General features: G+C 70.1%; 15 protein-coding genes. 5 read left to right on the forward strand and 10 right to left on the reverse strand.

Features of this window, described 5'->3' with window-relative positions; translation table 11 throughout:
• Positions 1–84 precede the first annotated feature (84 nt).
• Both OG303_RS44115 and OG303_RS44120 read left to right on the forward strand, forming a co-directional pair.
• The gene (locus OG303_RS44115) at positions 85–1,320 is read left to right on the forward strand and encodes a sensor histidine kinase (RefSeq protein ID WP_405875571.1); all 1,236 of its coding nucleotides are present in this window, start codon (positions 85–87) and stop codon (positions 1,318–1,320) included.
• Complete coding sequence (locus tag OG303_RS44120) at positions 1,317–1,982, forward strand: response regulator (protein ID WP_405875573.1); 666 nt, start codon at positions 1,317–1,319, stop codon at positions 1,980–1,982. Before OG303_RS44115 ends, OG303_RS44120 begins: the two co-directional genes overlap by 4 nt.
• Here OG303_RS44120 and OG303_RS44125 read toward each other — a convergent pair.
• Positions 1,943–2,227 carry a DUF6332 family protein gene (locus tag OG303_RS44125; RefSeq protein ID WP_405875574.1) on the reverse strand — a complete coding sequence of 95 codons (285 nt, stop codon included), beginning with the start codon at positions 2,225–2,227 and terminating at the stop codon, positions 1,943–1,945. The two genes, OG303_RS44120 and OG303_RS44125, sit on opposite strands and share 40 nt — an antisense overlap.
• A 73-nt stretch (positions 2,228–2,300) precedes the next feature.
• Positions 2,301–3,791, reverse strand: a complete 1,491-nt coding sequence (locus OG303_RS44130) for an MFS transporter (RefSeq protein ID WP_405875575.1) — start codon at positions 3,789–3,791, stop codon at positions 2,301–2,303.
• Between the two features lie 85 nt (positions 3,792–3,876).
• Between OG303_RS44130 and OG303_RS44135 the strand changes: the two genes are divergently transcribed.
• Positions 3,877–4,284 (forward strand): MarR family winged helix-turn-helix transcriptional regulator, encoded by a 408-nt coding sequence (locus OG303_RS44135; RefSeq protein ID WP_405875577.1) that lies wholly within the window; start codon positions 3,877–3,879, stop codon positions 4,282–4,284.
• Here OG303_RS44135 and OG303_RS44140 read toward each other — a convergent pair.
• Both OG303_RS44140 and OG303_RS44145 read right to left on the reverse strand, forming a co-directional pair.
• A complete protein-coding gene (locus OG303_RS44140; protein WP_405875579.1) occupies positions 4,271–5,011 on the reverse strand; it encodes a maleylpyruvate isomerase family mycothiol-dependent enzyme in 741 nt (246 codons plus the stop codon). The genes OG303_RS44135 and OG303_RS44140 overlap by 14 nt on opposite strands.
• Before the next feature lie 111 nt (positions 5,012–5,122).
• Positions 5,123–5,665, reverse strand: a complete 543-nt coding sequence (locus OG303_RS44145) for a hypothetical protein (protein ID WP_405875580.1) — start codon at positions 5,663–5,665, stop codon at positions 5,123–5,125.
• Between the two features lie 84 nt (positions 5,666–5,749).
• Between OG303_RS44145 and OG303_RS44150 the strand changes: the two genes are divergently transcribed.
• On the forward strand, positions 5,750–5,917 hold the full coding sequence (locus tag OG303_RS44150) for a hypothetical protein (protein WP_405875582.1): 168 nt from the start codon (positions 5,750–5,752) through the stop codon (positions 5,915–5,917).
• 71 nt (positions 5,918–5,988) lie between these two features.
• Here OG303_RS44150 and OG303_RS44155 read toward each other — a convergent pair whose 3' ends face one another.
• The 3 genes from OG303_RS44155 to OG303_RS44165 form a co-directional block, all read right to left on the reverse strand.
• The gene (locus tag OG303_RS44155) at positions 5,989–7,197 is read right to left on the reverse strand and encodes an Ig-like domain-containing protein (protein WP_405875583.1); all 1,209 of its coding nucleotides are present in this window, start codon (positions 7,195–7,197) and stop codon (positions 5,989–5,991) included.
• A gap of 382 nt (positions 7,198–7,579) precedes the next feature.
• On the reverse strand, positions 7,580–8,761 hold the full coding sequence (locus OG303_RS44160) for an MFS transporter (protein ID WP_405875584.1): 1,182 nt from the start codon (positions 8,759–8,761) through the stop codon (positions 7,580–7,582).
• Positions 8,762–8,968: 207 nt separating this feature from the next.
• The gene (locus OG303_RS44165) at positions 8,969–9,610 is read right to left on the reverse strand and encodes a DNA alkylation repair protein (RefSeq protein WP_405877774.1); all 642 of its coding nucleotides are present in this window, start codon (positions 9,608–9,610) and stop codon (positions 8,969–8,971) included.
• Between the two features lie 236 nt (positions 9,611–9,846).
• On the opposite strand from OG303_RS44165, the gene OG303_RS44170 reads away from it, so the two are divergent.
• A complete protein-coding gene (locus OG303_RS44170) occupies positions 9,847–10,506 on the forward strand; it encodes a class I SAM-dependent methyltransferase (RefSeq protein ID WP_405875586.1) in 660 nt (219 codons plus the stop codon).
• A 158-nt stretch (positions 10,507–10,664) separates the two neighbouring features.
• On the opposite strand, the gene OG303_RS44175 is transcribed toward OG303_RS44170, so the two are convergent.
• The 3 genes from OG303_RS44175 to OG303_RS44185 form a co-directional block, all read right to left on the reverse strand.
• The gene (locus OG303_RS44175) at positions 10,665–12,326 is read right to left on the reverse strand and encodes a pentapeptide repeat-containing protein (protein ID WP_405875587.1); all 1,662 of its coding nucleotides are present in this window, start codon (positions 12,324–12,326) and stop codon (positions 10,665–10,667) included.
• A 292-nt stretch (positions 12,327–12,618) separates the two neighbouring features.
• Positions 12,619–14,799 (reverse strand): protein kinase domain-containing protein, encoded by a 2,181-nt coding sequence (locus tag OG303_RS44180; protein ID WP_405875589.1) that lies wholly within the window; start codon positions 14,797–14,799, stop codon positions 12,619–12,621.
• A gap of 208 nt (positions 14,800–15,007) precedes the next feature.
• Positions 15,008–16,096 (reverse strand): LacI family DNA-binding transcriptional regulator, encoded by a 1,089-nt coding sequence (locus OG303_RS44185; RefSeq protein WP_405875591.1) that lies wholly within the window; start codon positions 16,094–16,096, stop codon positions 15,008–15,010.
• Positions 16,097–16,191 lie beyond the last annotated feature (95 nt).

Below are 16,191 nucleotides of genomic sequence, written 5' to 3' on the forward strand. Positions count from 1 at the left end.
GGGCGGCGTACTTCCCGGGGAGTACGCCTGATCACCACGCCCGGCGGACGCCCTGCCCGCCCGGTGGCGTCTAGCGTGGCGGACATGGATGAGCAGCGTGTGCGCGGGGGCGGGCCGCCGCAGTGGTGGCGGCAGGGGCCGCCGTGGATGAACCGCTGGGCCGAGGGTCGTCAGGGGACCCGGTGGCCGTGGCGTTCCACCGCGCTGCTCACCTTCGTCGTGCTCGTCGGCTCCAACTACGCGGCGCACCAACAGGCGGGCGACCGGGCCGCCTTGGATCCCTTCGCGCGCGTGCTGCTGTTCGTGGGTTCGGCCCTGCTGCTGTGGCGGCAGCGGTATCCGGCGTTCGTCGTGTTCGGTACGGCGGCGGCAGCGATGCTCTACCTGGGCGCCGGCTATCCGTACGGACCGGTCTTCTTCACCGTCGCGGTGGCCTGCTTCAGTGCCGTGGTCAGGGGGCATCGGCGGGCCGCCTGGGGCGCGGTGGCCATGCTGTGGGCCGGGCACGTGCTGGTGGCCCACTGGCTGTACCGCTGGCTGCCGCCGTCCGGGGACCCGGAGGCGTCCTGGGGCCAGGAGATCGTGGTCGCCACCTGGGTGGTGGCGATCATCGCGCTCGCGGAGCTCGCCCGGACCCGGCGCGAGCAGTGGTCCCGCGACCGCGCCGAGCGCGCGCAGGCGGCGCGGCGGCGGGCCGACGAGGAGCGGCTGCGGATCGCCCGCGAGCTGCACGACGTCCTCGCGCACAGCATCTCGGTGATCAATGTCCAGGCGGGCGTCGGCCTCGCCCTCCTCGACACCGACCCCGAGCAGGCACGCACCGCGCTGACCACCATCAAGGCCGCCAGCAAGGAGGCGCTCGGCGAGGTCCGCCAGGTCCTCGACACGCTCCGCACACCGGGAGACGCGCCGCGCGCCCCGGCCCCCGGCCTCGACCGGCTGCCCGAACTGGTGGAGCAGGCGGCGAGCGCCGGCCTGACGGTGGACGTCGAGGGTGAGCCGCCGACCCTCGCGCCCGGCACCGACCTCGCCGCCTTCCGCATCGTGCAGGAGGCCCTCACCAACGTCGTACGACACTCGGGCTCGCGCCACGCGCGCGTGCACCTCGACCACGACCCTCAAGCGCTACGGCTGCGTATCGACGACGACGGGCCCGCGACCGGCGCCGACGCGGGCGGCAGCGGCAACGGTCTGGCCGGAATGCGGGAGCGGGCCGCCGCGCTGGGTGGCACGATCGAGGCGGGCCCGCGCACGGACGGCGGCTTCCGGGTGCTCGCCGTACTGCCGTTGAAGGTCAAGGCCAAGGAGGACGACCGGTGATCCGCGTACTGCTCGCCGACGACCAGTCACTGGTGCGGGCCGGCTTCAAGGCGCTGCTCGACGCTCAGCCGGACATCGAGGTGGCCGGCGAGGCCGCCGACGGCGAGGAGGCGCTGCGCAAGGTGCGCGAACTGCGCCCCGACATCGTCCTGATGGACATCCGCATGCCGTCGCTGGACGGCCTCGCGGCGACCCGCCGGATCACCGACGACGAGGCCCTGCACGGCGTCAAGGTGGTCATGCTCACCACCTTCGAACTCGACGAGTACGTCTTCGAGGCGATCCGCTCCGGCGCCTCCGGGTTTCTGGTCAAGGACACCGAACCGGAGGAACTCCTGCGCGCCGTAAGGGCGGTGGTCGAGGGTGACGCACTGCTCTCGCCCGGGGTGACCCGCCGCCTGATCGCCGAGTTCGCGGCCCGCTCCAAGGAACCCGCGGCCGAAGGCACTCTCGCCGAACTCACCGAGCGGGAACGGGAGGTGATGGCCCTGGTCGGCATCGGCCTGTCCAACGAGGAGATCGCCCGCCGCCTGGTCGTCAGCCCCCTCACCGCGAAGACCCACGTCAGCCGCACGATGGTCAAGCTGGGCGCCCGGGACAGGGCCCAACTGGTCGTCCTGGCCTACGAGTCGGGGCTCGTGCGGCCGGGCTGGCTGGGCTGAGCCGCCCGCCGGAAACGGACCAGCACGCTGACGACCCGGGCGAGGAACAGCACGGGTGCGAGGACGAGGCCCGTACGCAGCAGCACGGTCTCGACACCGCGCGGCAGGTCGAAGACCAGCGCCGGACCGGCGACCGCCCCGAAGACGACCGCCGCCGCGAACGCCGCGCTGAACAGCGCGTATCCGATCTCGACGGTGATCGCGTCCCGCGCGGCCTGATCGCGCCGTCCCCCGTGCTCAGTCATACGGGGAGTTTCACAGCCGTGCGCCCGGCGGAGCAAGCAGGCTCCGCCGGGCGCACTGAGGGGAGGCGTCCCCCTAGTCGCGTACGGGTACGCGCTCCGCCTCCGCCTCCAGGGAGGTGGACTTGGCGACCACCACGGACGGCTGGGTACGACGAGTGCGCAGTCCCGTCAGCGTGATCAGCAACCCTGCGACCGCGATGCCCGTCACCACCACCAGACCGGGCCGGTAGCTGTCCAACACGGCCTGCGGGGTGGCGTGTTCGGGTGCGCCGGCGGTCACCACCGCCGTCACGACGGCCAGGAAGATCGCGCCGCCCACCTGCACCGAGGTGTTGAGCAGTCCGGAGACCATGCCCTGCTCGTGGTCCTCGACCCCGTTGGTGGCCTGGATGTTGAGCGAGGGGAAGACCAGCGCGCAGGCCGCGCCGATCAGCAGCATCGACGGCAGGATGACGGCGGCGTACGTGGGATCGAGGTTCACGCGCAGGAACAGCGCGTACCCGACGACCATCAGCGCGAAGCCCGCCGCGATCAGCCGCTGGGTGCCGAACCGGTCGACGATCGAGCCGACCTTCGTCGAGGACACCGCCACCAGCGCGCCGGCCGGCAGGAAGGCGAGCGCCGTGTGCAGCGCCGACCAGCCCAGCAGGGACTGCATGTACAGCGTGACCAGGAACTGGAAGCCGACGTAGGACCCGAAGAAGGCCATCGCGCCGAGCTGGGCGCGGATCTGGCTGCCGGAGCGCAGCACGCCGAGCCGGATCAGCGGGCCCGCCGAGCGCCGCTCGACGCGGACGAACACGGTCAGCAGGATGGCGACGGCGAGGAAGGACAGCAGGGTGCGGGCCGACGTCCAGCCCACTTCCGGCGCCTGTACGACGGTGAAGACGAGCAGCAGCATCGACGCGGTGCCGAGGACGGCGCCGGGTATGTCGTAGCCGTTGTGGTCCTTCTCGCGCTCGCTGCGCGGCAGCAGCTTGAGGCCCGCCACCAGGGCGATCAGGGCGATGGGCGCGGGCAGCAGCATGGTCAGGCGCCAACTGGCCTCGGTGAGCAGGCCGGAGAGCACCAGGCCCATCGAGAAGCCGGTGGCCGCGCAGGTGGTGTAGATGGACAGGGCGCGGTTGCGCAGCGGGCCCTCGGCGAAGGTCGTGGTGATGATGGACAGGCCGGCGGGCGCGGTGAAGGCCGCGCTCAGGCCCTTGATGAAGCGGCTGGCGATCAGCAGCGGACCCGAGTCGACGAGCCCGCCGAGCAGTGAGGCGAGCGCGAACACACCCAGGGCGATCAGGAAGACCTGGCGCCTGCCGAGCAGGTCGGCGGTGCGTCCGCCGAGCAGGAGCAGACCGCCGTAGCCCAGGATGTAGCCGCTGACGATCCATTGCAGGGTCGAGGTGGACAGGCCGAGGTCGGTGCCGATGGACGGCAGGGCGACGCCGACCATCGACACGTCGAGCGCGTCCAGGAACATCGCGGCGCAGAGCACCAGCAGGGTGCCCCACAGCCGGGGAGTCCAGCGGACCGCGGCGGACGGGGCCGCGGGGGTGGTGAGCGGAGAGGTCATGCCGGAGACACTACATGCGCATGCATCGAATGCAAACGCATTTAATTCCGATGCAATAAATTCACTTCTCTGCTACGGTGCGGCCATGGCGGCGAAGAAGGCCGAGCAGGCGCTCGTGGACCAGTGGCGGGACATCCTCGCGCTGCATGCCCGCACCCAGTGCGAACTGGACCGCGCGTTGCACCAACACGGCCTGTGCGCCAGCGACTTCGAGGTCCTGGAGGTGCTCGCCGGGAGCTCCGCGGGGGACGGTTCCTGCGCCTACCGAGTGCAGGAGGTCTCGGAGCGGGTCCACCTCAGCCAGAGCGCGCTGTCGCGGCTGATCGCCCGGCTGGAGAAGGACGACCTCGTCGAGCGGACCATGTGCCCGGAGGACCGGCGAGGCGTCCGCGTGGCCCTCACGGCGAAGGGGCGCGGACTGCACCGCGATGTGCTGCCGTTGCAACGGGCGGTGCTGACGCGGATGCTGACCGCTGACCTCAGCTCCAGGTAACGGCGGACTTGTCGCGCCACAGCGCGGCGACACCGGCATCACCCGTCACGGCGGGCAGCGGCAGCCGGTTCCACAGCGCCAGGTACAACTGCCCGGCGGCTGCGGCCACTTCGCAGTCGGCGTCACCCGCATCGTCCCGGACGGCCGCGGGAGGCTCCTGGGAAAGGCGTACGGTCCACACCGCGCCGTCGACGTCCGTCGCCCTTACCCGCAGCACCCGCGGCTGCTCGCTGCGCACCTTGCTCCTGCCGCGGGCGTGGAAGCCGCGCAGCAGTTCGTCGATGCCGTCGACCGCGAAGGCAGGGGCGATCCCGGTGGGCGTGCCACCCCTCGCCGACTCCGCGTCGACCCGGTGCACGGTGGTCTCGTGCGCCTGCCGCCGGGCCCAGAACGCGAGCGGCGAGGGCGCGGGCAGGAAGTGCCAGCACTCCACGTCGGGCGGGGCGGCGGCGAGCGTGTCGACGAGATGCCGGTGCCCTGCGCGGAACCAGGTCACCAGTTCGGCGCCGTCGAGGTCGGGCAGCCCGCCGTCGCGTTGGTAGGAGGTCTGCTGCTCGGCGACGAAGGCGGCTGCCCAGCGGTGCACCATCCCCGTGTGCCGCAGCAGGTCCCGCACCTGCCAGTCCGGACAGGTCGGCACCTTGGCCCCAATGCCGGCCTCCTCGGCCGCCGAGGCGAGCAGCAGGCCCTCCCGGTCCAGGACTTCCAAGAACTCGGCTGTCTCCATGGGGTGAGTGTGCCGGATCGAGTTCGGTCCAAGGGAAGAGCACGACGCGAACTACCGGGGTGGCCCACGCCGATCCGCGCCGGACACGGGGACGGCCCTGCCGCAGCGGGGTCACCTCTGCGTCGTCCACGGGGTCACAGTCACGCGCAGGGTGAAGGCGCCGCGTGCCGCGCCCGCCACGTCCGGTGCCTTCGCCAGCGCGGTGATCTCGGCCCTGCCGCCCCGGGTGCCCGCGCACCGCAGCGAGGCGTGGGCCGTCCCGTCGGCGTCGAGCCGCCATCCGGAAGGCAGGACGAGGGCCGGCGCGGAACTGTGCACGGCCGTCCACCGCCTGTCGTCCGTGCGGGGCCGCAGGACGAGGGACACCACAGTCCCCGGCCGCACGCACAGCCGCTGCTCGACCGCGTCACCGGGGACGACATTGACTTCCGCATGCCCGGCGGCACAGCTGCCCGCCGAAGCCGAGGGCGTCGTAACCGACTTGCTGGGGTTTCCCCGGGTCGGGCTCGCGGACGCGTGGGTCGGTGCAGCGGACGACGGCCGCGCCGAGCCGCTCCCGGACACCTCTCCCGCGGCTCCGCCGCCCGTCGACGTGCCGCACGCCGCCAGGACGACCGTCCCGGCGATCAGCCACGCTCCGGCCCACCACCGCATGCCAGCACCTCCCGGCCCGCTCGTAACGACCGATACCAGCATGCCGCCCCGGTGCCGGTATGTGGCCACTGGGTTCGCGGTCCTGTGCCTGGCCTCGGGGACAACGAGCGACGAGAACTGTTCGCCGAGGTCACCTGGAGCGCAGTGCACGGCATTGCTGTCCTGGCCGACAGCGGCCGCATCCCCGCGGCCGGCCAGGAGCAACGGCTCGACGTCCTCGTCACGCAGGTCGCCGGCACCTCAGCGAGCTGACCACGCGGCGAGGGGCACTTGAGGGGTCGCAGCGAGGGGCACTTGAAGGGCCATGGATCTGAGCGGAGCCACTAGCTCAGTGCGCTGCCCTGCTTCCACGTGGCCCAGTCGACGTTCCAGTCGCCGTAGCCGTTGTTGGTCGCCACGGTGTCGACGGAGTGGAGGACGGTGACCGGGTCGCCGAGGTGGACCTGGTCGTAGAACCACTCGGCGTCGCTCGTGCTCATGCCGATGCAGCCGTGACTGCCGTTGACCACGCCGAACTTGCCCTCGTTCCAGGGCGCGGCATGCACATACGTTCCGGACGGCGTGAGCTGGACGTCCCACTTGACCTTGCCCAGGTCGTACGCCTCCTGACCGAAGATACGGACGCTCGAGGAGTTCATGCGGATGGTCGGCACCTTGCTCAGGACGACCATCGTGCCGTTCCAGGTCTCGAAGCCCTCCTTGCCGCTGGAGACCTTCAGGGTCCGCAGCGCCTTCCCGTTCCTCGCCACGACCATCGTCTTCTTCCTGACGTCCATCGTGCTCGTGACGGCGTCCCCGATACGGAAGTTCACGACGCGCTGCTGGGTGCCGTAGGCCCCGCCGCCCGCGTTCACGCCCGCCAGATCCATGCGCAGCGTGACGTCGGTGCCCGGCTTCCAGTACCTCTCGGGGCGGTAGTCGACACGGTCCTTGCCGTTGCGGTCCTTCATCCAGTTCCAGGCGCCCTCGACCGCGGGGGAGGCGGTGACCCGGAGCTTCCGTTCGATCGCTGCCCTGTCCTGGATCGGCTTGTTGAAGGTGATCGAGACCGGCATCGCGACGCCGACCTTCGTGCCCTTGTCGGGGTAGTACTCGCCGACGACGGCGTTCTTCGGCGCCTCGGTGGTGAAGGAAGCGGTCCTGTCGAGGGCTGGTCCGGCGGACGCCTTGCCGTTCGCCCTCACCGTGTAGGTGGCGCCCGGGGCCAGCGGTGTGGTCGAGGTCCACATGGACCTGTCCTTGGACCAGTTGCCGGAGACCTTGCCCGGGCCGGGGGAAGTGACCTCGACGGACGTCAGGGATCCGCCTCGGGCGCGCACCGTCACCTTCCGGCTGACCGGCACCTTCCCGCTGTCGGCGCCGGGCTGCACGACTATCGCGGGCGGACCGCCCTTGTTGCCGTCATCGGCTCCGCCGTCACCCTTGCCACCGGCGCTGCACGCCGCGAGAAGGACGGCCGCGGCCGACGCGAGCGCGAGCGGACGTCCCGCCCGGCGGCCCAACTGTGCTGTCGGGCGCTGGCGTTGTCGCATGAGACTTTCCCCTTTCCCAGGGGCCGAGTGGCTTCGCGGGAGGTAGTGGGGCGTAACCGTCGTGTGCCCGGTACTCCCGGTTCTCCCGGTTCCCGTTTCGTGGTCAGGTCTACGAGTTGGCGGCGCTCGCCGACTTCGCTCCTTCCCGGGTACCCCAGGAAGGCCGCCGACCCGCCCGGGCAGCGGCCATCGGCACGCGGCATCCTCATCCCGCGCCGACGGCGCTGTGCGCAGGCGCGACCTCGCCATCCGGCCGACCAGCCCTTTGGGCGACGCATATGGTCGGCGCCGGTTGGGATCGGTTGCGATTGCTGCTACGCCCGCCCCGCTGCACGACGTGTCCGTCTGCGACGTTGGGATGGTGCTCCGTTGGGGAGTGGGATCAGCGTTCTGCCGTACGACGAGTGACGAATCCGATGACGGCTGCCGTGGCGGCGAGAACGGCCACGCTGGTGAGGGCTGCGGGAAGGGAGAACCAGTCCGCCATGAAGCCGATCGCGGGCGGGCCCAGGAGCATGCCGCCGTAGCCGAGCGTGGATGCGATCGCGACTCCGTCGGAGCCGGCCAACGCGCCGGCGCGCTCAACAGCGACCGGGAAGAGGTTGGCGAGCCCCAGCCCGGTGATGACAAAGCCAAGGAGTGCTGCCCACAGGCTGGGAGCAAGCGCGCCGAGAAGCATGCCCACGGCCGCGGTGGTGCCGCCGTATACGAGGGTGCGGGTGCGGCCCAGGCGCTCGAGCAGCCGGGTGCCGGTGAGCCGGCCGATGGTCATGGCGAGCGCGAAGCAGGAGTAGCCGACGGCCGCTGCGCCCGGTGTGGCGTCGAGGTCCTGTTCCAGGTGCAGGGCGCTCCAGTCGGCCAGGGCTCCTTCGCCGTATGCCGTGCACAGGGCGATCAGACCGAAGGTGATGACGAGACCGCGGGTGCGGGAGTTCAGGCGGCGTGGCCGGGTCCCCTCCTTCGGCGAGCTCGCGGGTGAGTTCTCGGGCGGGCCCGGGGGCCGGAGGCGGAGCAGGGTACGGCCCGTCAGAGCGGTGACGACCAGGCCGATGACCGTGAGGCCGAGCAGGTGCCGCGTGGGGGACAGCGCCCCGGCGACGAGCCCGCCGAGTCCGGCGCCGATCATGCCGCCGAGACTGAACGCGGCGTGGAAGCTGGGCATGATCGGCCGCTGCAGGGCTCGTACGAGGTCGACTGCCGCGCTGTTGAACGCGACGTTGATCCCTCCGTATGCGCTGCCGAAGAGGAGGAGGACGGCGCCGAGCGTCAGCGCGGAGTGGGTGAGTGGGGGGAGGGCGACGCTGAGGGAGAGCAGGACCGCGCAGACGACGGTGACCTGGTGGTTGCCGTATCGGCGGCAGAGGCGGCCGGTGAGGATCATGGTGATGACGGCGCCGGCGGAGACGCCGAGCAGGGCGAGGCCGAGGGCGGAGGCCGAGGCGCCGGTCTGCTGCTTGATGGCGGGGATGCGGACGACCCAGCCCGCGAAGATGAAGCCGTCGAGGGCGAAGAAGACGGTGAGGGCGGTGCGCAGCCGGGTGAGGTCGGTGGTGGTACCCGGCACGACGTTGTGCGTTCGGGGTTTGTTTATTTGCGGCACAAAATCAGGCTAGGTGGGGTGCCGTGATGAGGCAAGGCCGTTGTCTCGTCTCGGGTCTCGGTCGGTGAGCGCCTTACGGACCCGAGGGCGGGAAGTTGCGGATGGCTTGCAGGTTCGATCCGTGACAAGGGGCTATGGCCCATTGCCCGTCGAGCCGCCGTCGAACCGCGTCTAACCGTGCTGTCGGCGCACCATCTCGGTGATCCAGACGGGGGCGAACGGAGACGTGCAGCCCGGGGAAGTCGGGTAGTCCTTGAGCACTTCCAGGCGCTCACCGATGCCGATGGCACGGGTGCGGTACTCCGCGTGGTCGATCCCGATCTGAGCCAGGCAGTGGTTCATCGCCCACTGCAGGCGATCCGGGGCGTCTTTCATCTCCGCCTCGATGACGTCGAGCAGTCCTGCGAGGTCGAGGCTGTCGGGCTTCCTCGTCACGCGTTCGGTGGTCAGCGCCCAGCCGGCACTCGCGACCACCGGATCCGGATCGGCGAACCAGGCCAGGCGCAGTTCTTCGGAGTGCGGGTTCTTTTTCACGACGTAGTTCACGAGCCAGTCGTGCACCTTGGGCCTGAGTGCCTCACGCAACATGACGTCCAACTCGTCACGCTCGAACGCCTTCGGGCGGCAGATCAGGATCGCCAGCAGTCTCGCCGCGGTGTCATCCGTCTCCCAGAGCCCGCGCGCGAGTTCCTGCTGCGTCTTGAGTCGCTTCGCGAGGGCGCGCAGTTTGCTGAGGTTCACACCGTGATCGTCACCGTGTCTCTCGTTCACCGCGCGTGCTTTCGGGTCCTCGAGCGCGGCCAGCTCGGCCATCACCTCGGCGACCGTCGTCGCTGCCTGCGTCGTCTCGGCCACCTCGGCCTCCTGTCCGTAGCCTCCTTGTCAGTCACGTACGAGATTCACCCTACGACGGAGGTCGGGACTCCTGTGGTGCACACCGGTTCCACGGGACGTCGAGCGTGACAGGATGGGCAGTGCGATACGGGCGTTACGCCCGACCCCTGAACTCTGTGAGGAAATGGCCAGGCAGCGGCAGGAAGGGGACGGAGTTGTCGGAGCGATCAGGAAACCTCGCCGGCGATCCGTTCGATGGTCGGCATCCAACCAGCCACGAGCGGATGACGGGACTGCCCTGGGATGCGTCGTACCACGACGGCCCCGCGCCTTGGGACATTGGCCGGCCGCAGCCGGCAATAGCGCGTTTGGCATCCGAAGGCGGATTCGCCGGATCGGTGCTCGATGCGGGATGCGGGACCGGCGAGAACACTCTTCACGTCGCCTCGCTGGGATGGTCGGTTCTGGGCGTTGACGTGGCTGAGACGGCACTGACGATCGCCCGCGAGAAGGCCGATCGGCGTGGAGTCGAGGTTGAGTTCGCTGCGGCTGACGCGCTCCGGCTGGACCGCTTGGGGCGCAGTTTCGAGACGGTGTTGGACTGCGGACTGTTCCACACCTTCGACGATGACGAACGACCGGAATACGTGGCGAGTCTGGCGTCGGTGACCAAGCACGATGGAACCCTTTATGTGTTGTGCTTCAGTGACGATGGTCCCGACACCGGCCCGCACCCCGTCAGTCGGGAAAAGCTGAAAGCGGCGTTCGACCCCGGCAGTGGATGGAATGTCGCAGCCATCGAACCGGACCGGATTCAGACCAGATTCCACGACGACGGCGCACCGGCCTGGTTCGCGACCATCAAACGGATCTAGAAATCTGTGACGGTGCGGTTTACGTCGAGTCGTGACGGCCGTCGTGGACCGCGCCGTGCCGGGAGGGCCGTGATTGTGCCGTGGACGACCCGGTTCATCGCGTCGGTGAGCGGCGCCCGATTTGCCCAGCCCGCGCCCCCGCCCCCTCGGCCCGGTCATCAGCGTTGTACGCGTCCACGGGCCGCGAGGACGGCCAGACCGAACAGGACGGGTTCACATAGCCGGCTGCCCATTTCGATCCACACGCCCTGCTGCGTCAGGTCCTGGCCACTGCTGCGGAACACGACCGAGTTGACCACCACACGTCCGGCCCGCTCCATGCGCGCCGTGCTGAAGCGGTGCAGGCTCTTGGGTGGCTTCTTCGCCGCGGTGTCGGGTGTCAGCACGACTTCCCCGCCTCCGGCAGGGATCCGGCCCGTCATGCGCGGCGTCGGAGGCGCTCCGGGCAGTCCGTAGAGCAGCAGGAGCAACACGGTCACGGCCATGGCGCACAGCAGGGCGGCGACTGCCCTTGAAGCGCGCAGCCCGTAGCCGGACAGCAGCCAGTAGGCGTGCAGGAGGGCGCGCTCGCCGCGTGGGGTGGCCTTGTTGTGCCGGCGCATCTCCATCTCGCCGTAGTAGAAGTCGGCCGCGCCGGGCTCGTTCTTGGTGTCTTCCAGTGCCTTGCGCAACTGGCGGTAGACGATGGCGACATCGTCGGCGGTGGGGCTCTGCGCGGGGTCGGGATGACCGAGTCCGGTGAGCCAACCGTCGGTGTCCGCATCGGTGCGGTTCTCGCCGGGCAGCGCTCGCCAGTACTGCTCCTCGACGACCACCCGCCGAGGGCTCCACCAGCAGATCGAGAACCACGTACTGCCGTGCCGCAGGCCGAGTGGGGGAGTGCCGTACCCGCACCGCCCTGACAGGCTGATCTGGTCCAGGTGGTACGCGCCCGAGAACTCGCACCGCGAGAGGTCGACGTCGGTCAGGACCAGGTGCGCCGCATTGACGCCGGACAGGCGTAACAGGTGGACGGCCACACTGCCTTCGTCCCGGGGCATCTCCTGCTCCAGCGGACGGGTGCCCGCCATGAAGGGCATCGGCTCGTACGACAGGGTGATCGGCTCGGCGAGTACCGCGTCCCGTAACGACACGGCGGCGTAGCGCAGGTGGAACGCCGCGGTGGAGTCGCACCGCACACGGTTCATGTCCACCCGTTGCGCCGCGATGCCGATGCGCAGGGGAGCCTTGAAGACGGCTCCACGCATCCACAGTTCGTCCGTGCACACCACAGGCCCTCTCCACTCGTGCTCGAATATCGCCTGTGCGAACACCGCCCGGCCCTGGAACCGCGCCCCGTAGAAGCCGGCCGACTTCGCGAAGTGCGCGTCCGAGAAATCGGCGCTGGTGTCGGACGGCCGCAGGAACCGGGCCTCGGTGAAGTGCACGCTGCCCTGAAACCCCGCGGAGGTGAAGGCGGCCGCTCCTTCGAACCAGGCGTGCGCGAACCGGGCCGTGGACGCGCACGACACGCCGTCGAAGAACGCACCCGACCCGAACCGCACGGCCACGAAGCGGGCCTCCCCGTGGAAGCGCACCTCACGGAAGTAGGCGCCTCCGGTGAACCGTGCGGCCTCGAACCCCGCGTAGTCGGCGAACTCGGCACCGGTGAAGAGCGCTTCGCCCTCGAAGAACGCGCCTTCGAAATACGCAGGTCCGGCAAACCGCACTCCCGAGCAGCGCATCCCGTTGGGAAAGTGAGCCGTGTCGAACCGCGCCTGGCCGAACCGCGTGCCCACCGCGGCCGTCAGCGCCTGCCACAACGCTGCGGTGAAACGCACTCCGCGAAAGTCCACATCCGCGCCCGGAGCCAAGGTGGCCAAGAAGTCCCGTTGCTCCGACTCCTCCAGGTGGCGCAGGCAGCCCCGACGCCCAGGGACAGCGACGGCGGTACACCCCGCATGGCCGCACTGCGACCGGACTTGACTCATTGTCCAGCCGTACAGCGGAGGTTGGGCTTCGGCAAGGGCAGGTCACGAAGGATCCGGTGCCGTCCGCTTCGAAGGGCGCTTGGTCGACGAGGTCATGGCCGCCACGTCCCCTGCTGCAGAAGCCCCCCACCGTCCTCGCCGCTCAGGAAACGTCGGCCACCGAGAAGATTCCCGGGCCGCTGACCCCGTACAGCACTTCGCCCACCAGCAGCGGTGGCTGCGCGCTCGGCGACAGTTCCTCGAAGGAGCGGCCCTCCGTGTCGAAGGCCGGGGTGGTGCGTCCGATCTCCTTGCCCGTGCGCGGGTCGAGGGCGAGGATGCTGGTGTCCGGCATGTTGACGTACAACCGGCCGTCATGGATGGCGGGTTCGCTGAAGATGCGCAGGTCGCGCGAGCTGGTCCACAGCGGTTTGCCGCGTTTGAGGTCGAGCGCGAGCAGGGTCTCGTTGCCGTAGTCGAAGATGTACATGGTGTCGCCGTGCACGAGCGGCGGTGCCTCCGGCTCGACGCTCCAGGGGAAGTCGATACGGCGGGTCTTCCCGCTGTCGAGGTCCTGGATGAAGAAGGCGGCGGAGACTCCGGTGTCGTTCTCCCAGCGTGCGTAGTACGCCGTGCCGTCGTGGACCGTGGCGAGCCACAGATCGCCCTTGGGCGCCTTGACCGAGTCCAACGTTCGTCCCGTGCGTGCGTCGAGGCGGGCGATCCCGCCGGAGCCGCCGCGCAGGTCCGCGTAGAGCGTCCCCTCGGGTCCCGCGTGGAACGGGCTGGGTGAGGTGGACGTCAGCTCGCGCCGCCACAACTCCTCACCTGTGCGCGGCTCGTAGGCCGCATAGCGCGCGGTGTCGGAGGGCCCGAGCGGGTCCAGCCGAACGAGCAGAACACCGCTCAGATACGTGAACTCCCCGAGCGGGCCGTCCAGATGCCACAGCCGCTTCCCGGTGCTGCCGTCGAAGGCGTCCAGCCCCTCGGAGCGATCGGCGCTGTTGACGTACACCACACCGTCGTGGACGAGGGGTGCGCGCAGCGAGAAGCTGCTGACCTGCTTCTTGCTCATGGCCTTCGTCCACTCCACGCGGCCCGTCGCGGGGTTCAGCCGCATCAGCGCGATCTGCGGGGAGGAGCAGAAGAAGCCGAGGGCGTCCGGTGCGCACGACGGGGCCATGGCCATCGGATCGTCCTTGTCCGGTTCCAGCGCGTTGTGCCACGGCTTCCAGCCCGGCGGCAGCGAACTGTGGGACGTCGCGCGTGCGTTCGTGCTGTCGGCCGCGTCGACCGTGCTTGCCGGATCGTCACTCATCATGACTGCCGTCGCCGCGCCCGCCAGGCAAAGGAGGGTGGTGGTGGCCACGAGGGCGGCCCAGCGCCGCTTCCTGCGCTGCTTGCCTTCGGTCGGCCCGGTCGTTCCGGTTGGCAAGGTCGTTTGGGTCGGCTGCGTCGTCGTAACCGACACCGGGCTCCGCGGGATCCGGGACGACTCCGCAACGGGCTCCTGGTCGGGCGTTTCCTCCGGTAGCGCGGCCAGCGCGTCCAGTACCTCGCCCGAGGTCGGGCGGTCCGCCGGCTCCTTCGCCAGGCAGGCCGCCACCAACGGGCGTAGCGGATCCGGCAGTTCACCGAGTTCGGGCTCGCTGTGCACGGTGTTGTACGCGGCGAGGTATGCGTTCTCCGCCTCGAAGGGGCTGCGCCCGGTGGCCGCGTACACGAGCACCGCGCCCAGGGAGAAGACGTCCACGGCGGGGCCGACCTCGCGCGGGCGGTTGAACTGCTCCGGTGCCATGAAGGGCGGCGAGCCCATCACCATGCCGGTCTGGGTCCGGACATCGCTGCTGGCCGCGCGCGAGATGCCGAAGTCGATGACCCGTACGGCTCCGTCGTCGCCCTCGCCCTCCAGCAGCAGCACATTGCTGGGCTTGAGATCCCGGTGCACGACCTCCGCACGGTGGATCTCCCGCAGTGCCTCGGCGAGTTCGGTGCCGAGGCGGCGAAGTGCGGGCCAGTCCAACGGACCGGTCTCCGCGACCCGCTCCGCGAGGGTGCGTCCGGGAACGAACGCCGTGGCCATCCACGGCCGTTCGGCGTCCGGGTCGGCGTCCACGACCGGCGCGGTGAACGCGCCGCTGACCCGGCGTGCGGCCGCGATCTCCTGCCGGAACCTGGCCCGGAACTCGGCGTTGTCCGCGTAGCGCGTATGGACGACCTTGACGGCGACGGTCCGCCCCGACGGCGATCTGCCGAGGTAGACGACGCCCATGCCGCCGGTGCCGATCCGCGATTCGATCCGGTAGCCGCCGACAGACCGCGGGTCCCCCTCGCCCAAAGTCACCGCATCTCCTCCGCCGGCCCTGGTCCGGGACCCTTCTGGCATGGACCGTTCACTCTAGCGGCCCTGTCCGGCTCCACTCCCTGGAACGGACGGCATTGGGGTGGCAGAGGTCCGAGTGGGTCGGTGGGGGCCCGACCCCGGTCGTCGCAGGGAAACTGTGTGGTCCGGTGTCGGGCGCTGTGTGCGGGCGCTGGGTGCAGGCGTTGCGTCAGGTGCGATCGGACACTGTCCGGCCCTTGTCGGGCACACCGGGGCCCGCGGGGCGGATCTCGCCCGATCCCCGTGCGATGAGCCGGGTCGGCACCGTGACCGTATGGGCCGGTGTCCGGTCGCCGTCCAGGCGTCGGAAGAGGATCTCGGCCGCCGTCCTGCCCATGGTCTCGATCTCCTGGGCGATGACGGAGATTCCCGGCCGGAGCATGTCCGCCATGGGGAAGTCGTCGAAGCCGACATGGGCCACGCTCTCGTGCAGGCCGAGCGTCCGCAGTGCCCGGCTGGCTCCGATGGTGACCAGGTTCTGGCTGGTGAAGAGCGCGGTCGGCGGATCCGGGAGCGACAGCACCTGCTCGGTGGTCTCCAGGACCGTCTCCAGCGTGCCCCCTTCCTGCCGCACGATCTCGGCGTCGTACTCGATGTGCGCGACCTCAAGGGCGTGCCGGTATCCGGCCAGGCGCTGTGCGGCGGTGGGGATGGTCTCGCGGTCCCCGATGTAGGCGATACGGCGGTGGCCGGCATCGAGGAGATGACTGACCGCGTTGATCGCGCCCTGCCGGTTGTCCGAGATGACGGCGTCTGCCTCCAGCAGACTCGGCTCGCGGTCGAGGAACACCAGGCAGGTGCCCGCGCGCTGCTCCCTCATGAGGTAGCTGTGGTCACGGCCGGCGGGCACGATGATCAGCCCGTCCACGCGTCGGTCGATGAGCGCCGAGGCCAGTTCCCGCTCTCGGACGGGGTCCTCGTCCAGGCTGCCGATCAGCACCAGCACGCCGCGCTCGCGCGCCACGTTCTCGACCGTGCGGGTCAGGGCCGCCGAGAAGGGGTTCGCCGCGTCCTCGACGAGCATCCCGATCGTGGCGGTACGGCCGTCCCCGCGGCGCAGGCTACTGGCCGTCAGGTTCGGCCGGTAGCCCAGTTGGTCGGCGGCCTCGCGCACCCGGGTGGCGATGGCGGGGTCGACGGTACTGACCCCGTTGACGACTCGGGAGACCGTCTTGATGGCGACTCCGGCCAGTGCGGCCACTTCCCGCATGGTGGGGCGGCTCTTGCGCGCAGGTGGGGGTGGCTCGTCCTGAGTCATCGTTGTCTCCATGGTGATCCACGTTACCAAGTCGTTGCCCGTGTATGTCTACCAGTGGCTTGACGCACTGTCCCACGGCGCCCAATATCTCGTCG

It is taken from the genome of Streptomyces sp. NBC_00005 (assembly GCF_045160215.1).
GTDB lineage: Bacteria > Actinomycetota > Actinomycetes > Streptomycetales > Streptomycetaceae > Streptomyces.

What these genes read in the sequence shown, in the direction of transcription:
- OG303_RS44115 (WP_405875571.1), top strand. Translation starts at nt 85, where the DNA reads ATGGATGAGCAGCGTGTGCGCGGGGGCGGGCCGCCGCAGTGGTGGCGG.
- OG303_RS44125 (WP_405875574.1), bottom strand. Translation starts at nt 2,227, where the DNA reads ATGACTGAGCACGGGGGACGGCGCGATCAGGCCGCGCGGGACGCGATC.
- OG303_RS44130 (WP_405875575.1), bottom strand. Translation starts at nt 3,791, where the DNA reads ATGACCTCTCCGCTCACCACCCCCGCGGCCCCGTCCGCCGCGGTCCGC.
- OG303_RS44135 (WP_405875577.1), top strand. Translation starts at nt 3,877, where the DNA reads ATGGCGGCGAAGAAGGCCGAGCAGGCGCTCGTGGACCAGTGGCGGGAC.
- OG303_RS44140 (WP_405875579.1), bottom strand. Translation starts at nt 5,011, where the DNA reads ATGGAGACAGCCGAGTTCTTGGAAGTCCTGGACCGGGAGGGCCTGCTG.
- OG303_RS44145 (WP_405875580.1), bottom strand. Translation starts at nt 5,665, where the DNA reads ATGCGGTGGTGGGCCGGAGCGTGGCTGATCGCCGGGACGGTCGTCCTG.
- OG303_RS44155 (WP_405875583.1), bottom strand. Translation starts at nt 7,197, where the DNA reads ATGCGACAACGCCAGCGCCCGACAGCACAGTTGGGCCGCCGGGCGGGA.
- OG303_RS44165 (WP_405877774.1), bottom strand. Translation starts at nt 9,610, where the DNA reads ATGGCCGAGCTGGCCGCGCTCGAGGACCCGAAAGCACGCGCGGTGAAC.
- OG303_RS44185 (WP_405875591.1), bottom strand. Translation starts at nt 16,096, where the DNA reads ATGACTCAGGACGAGCCACCCCCACCTGCGCGCAAGAGCCGCCCCACC.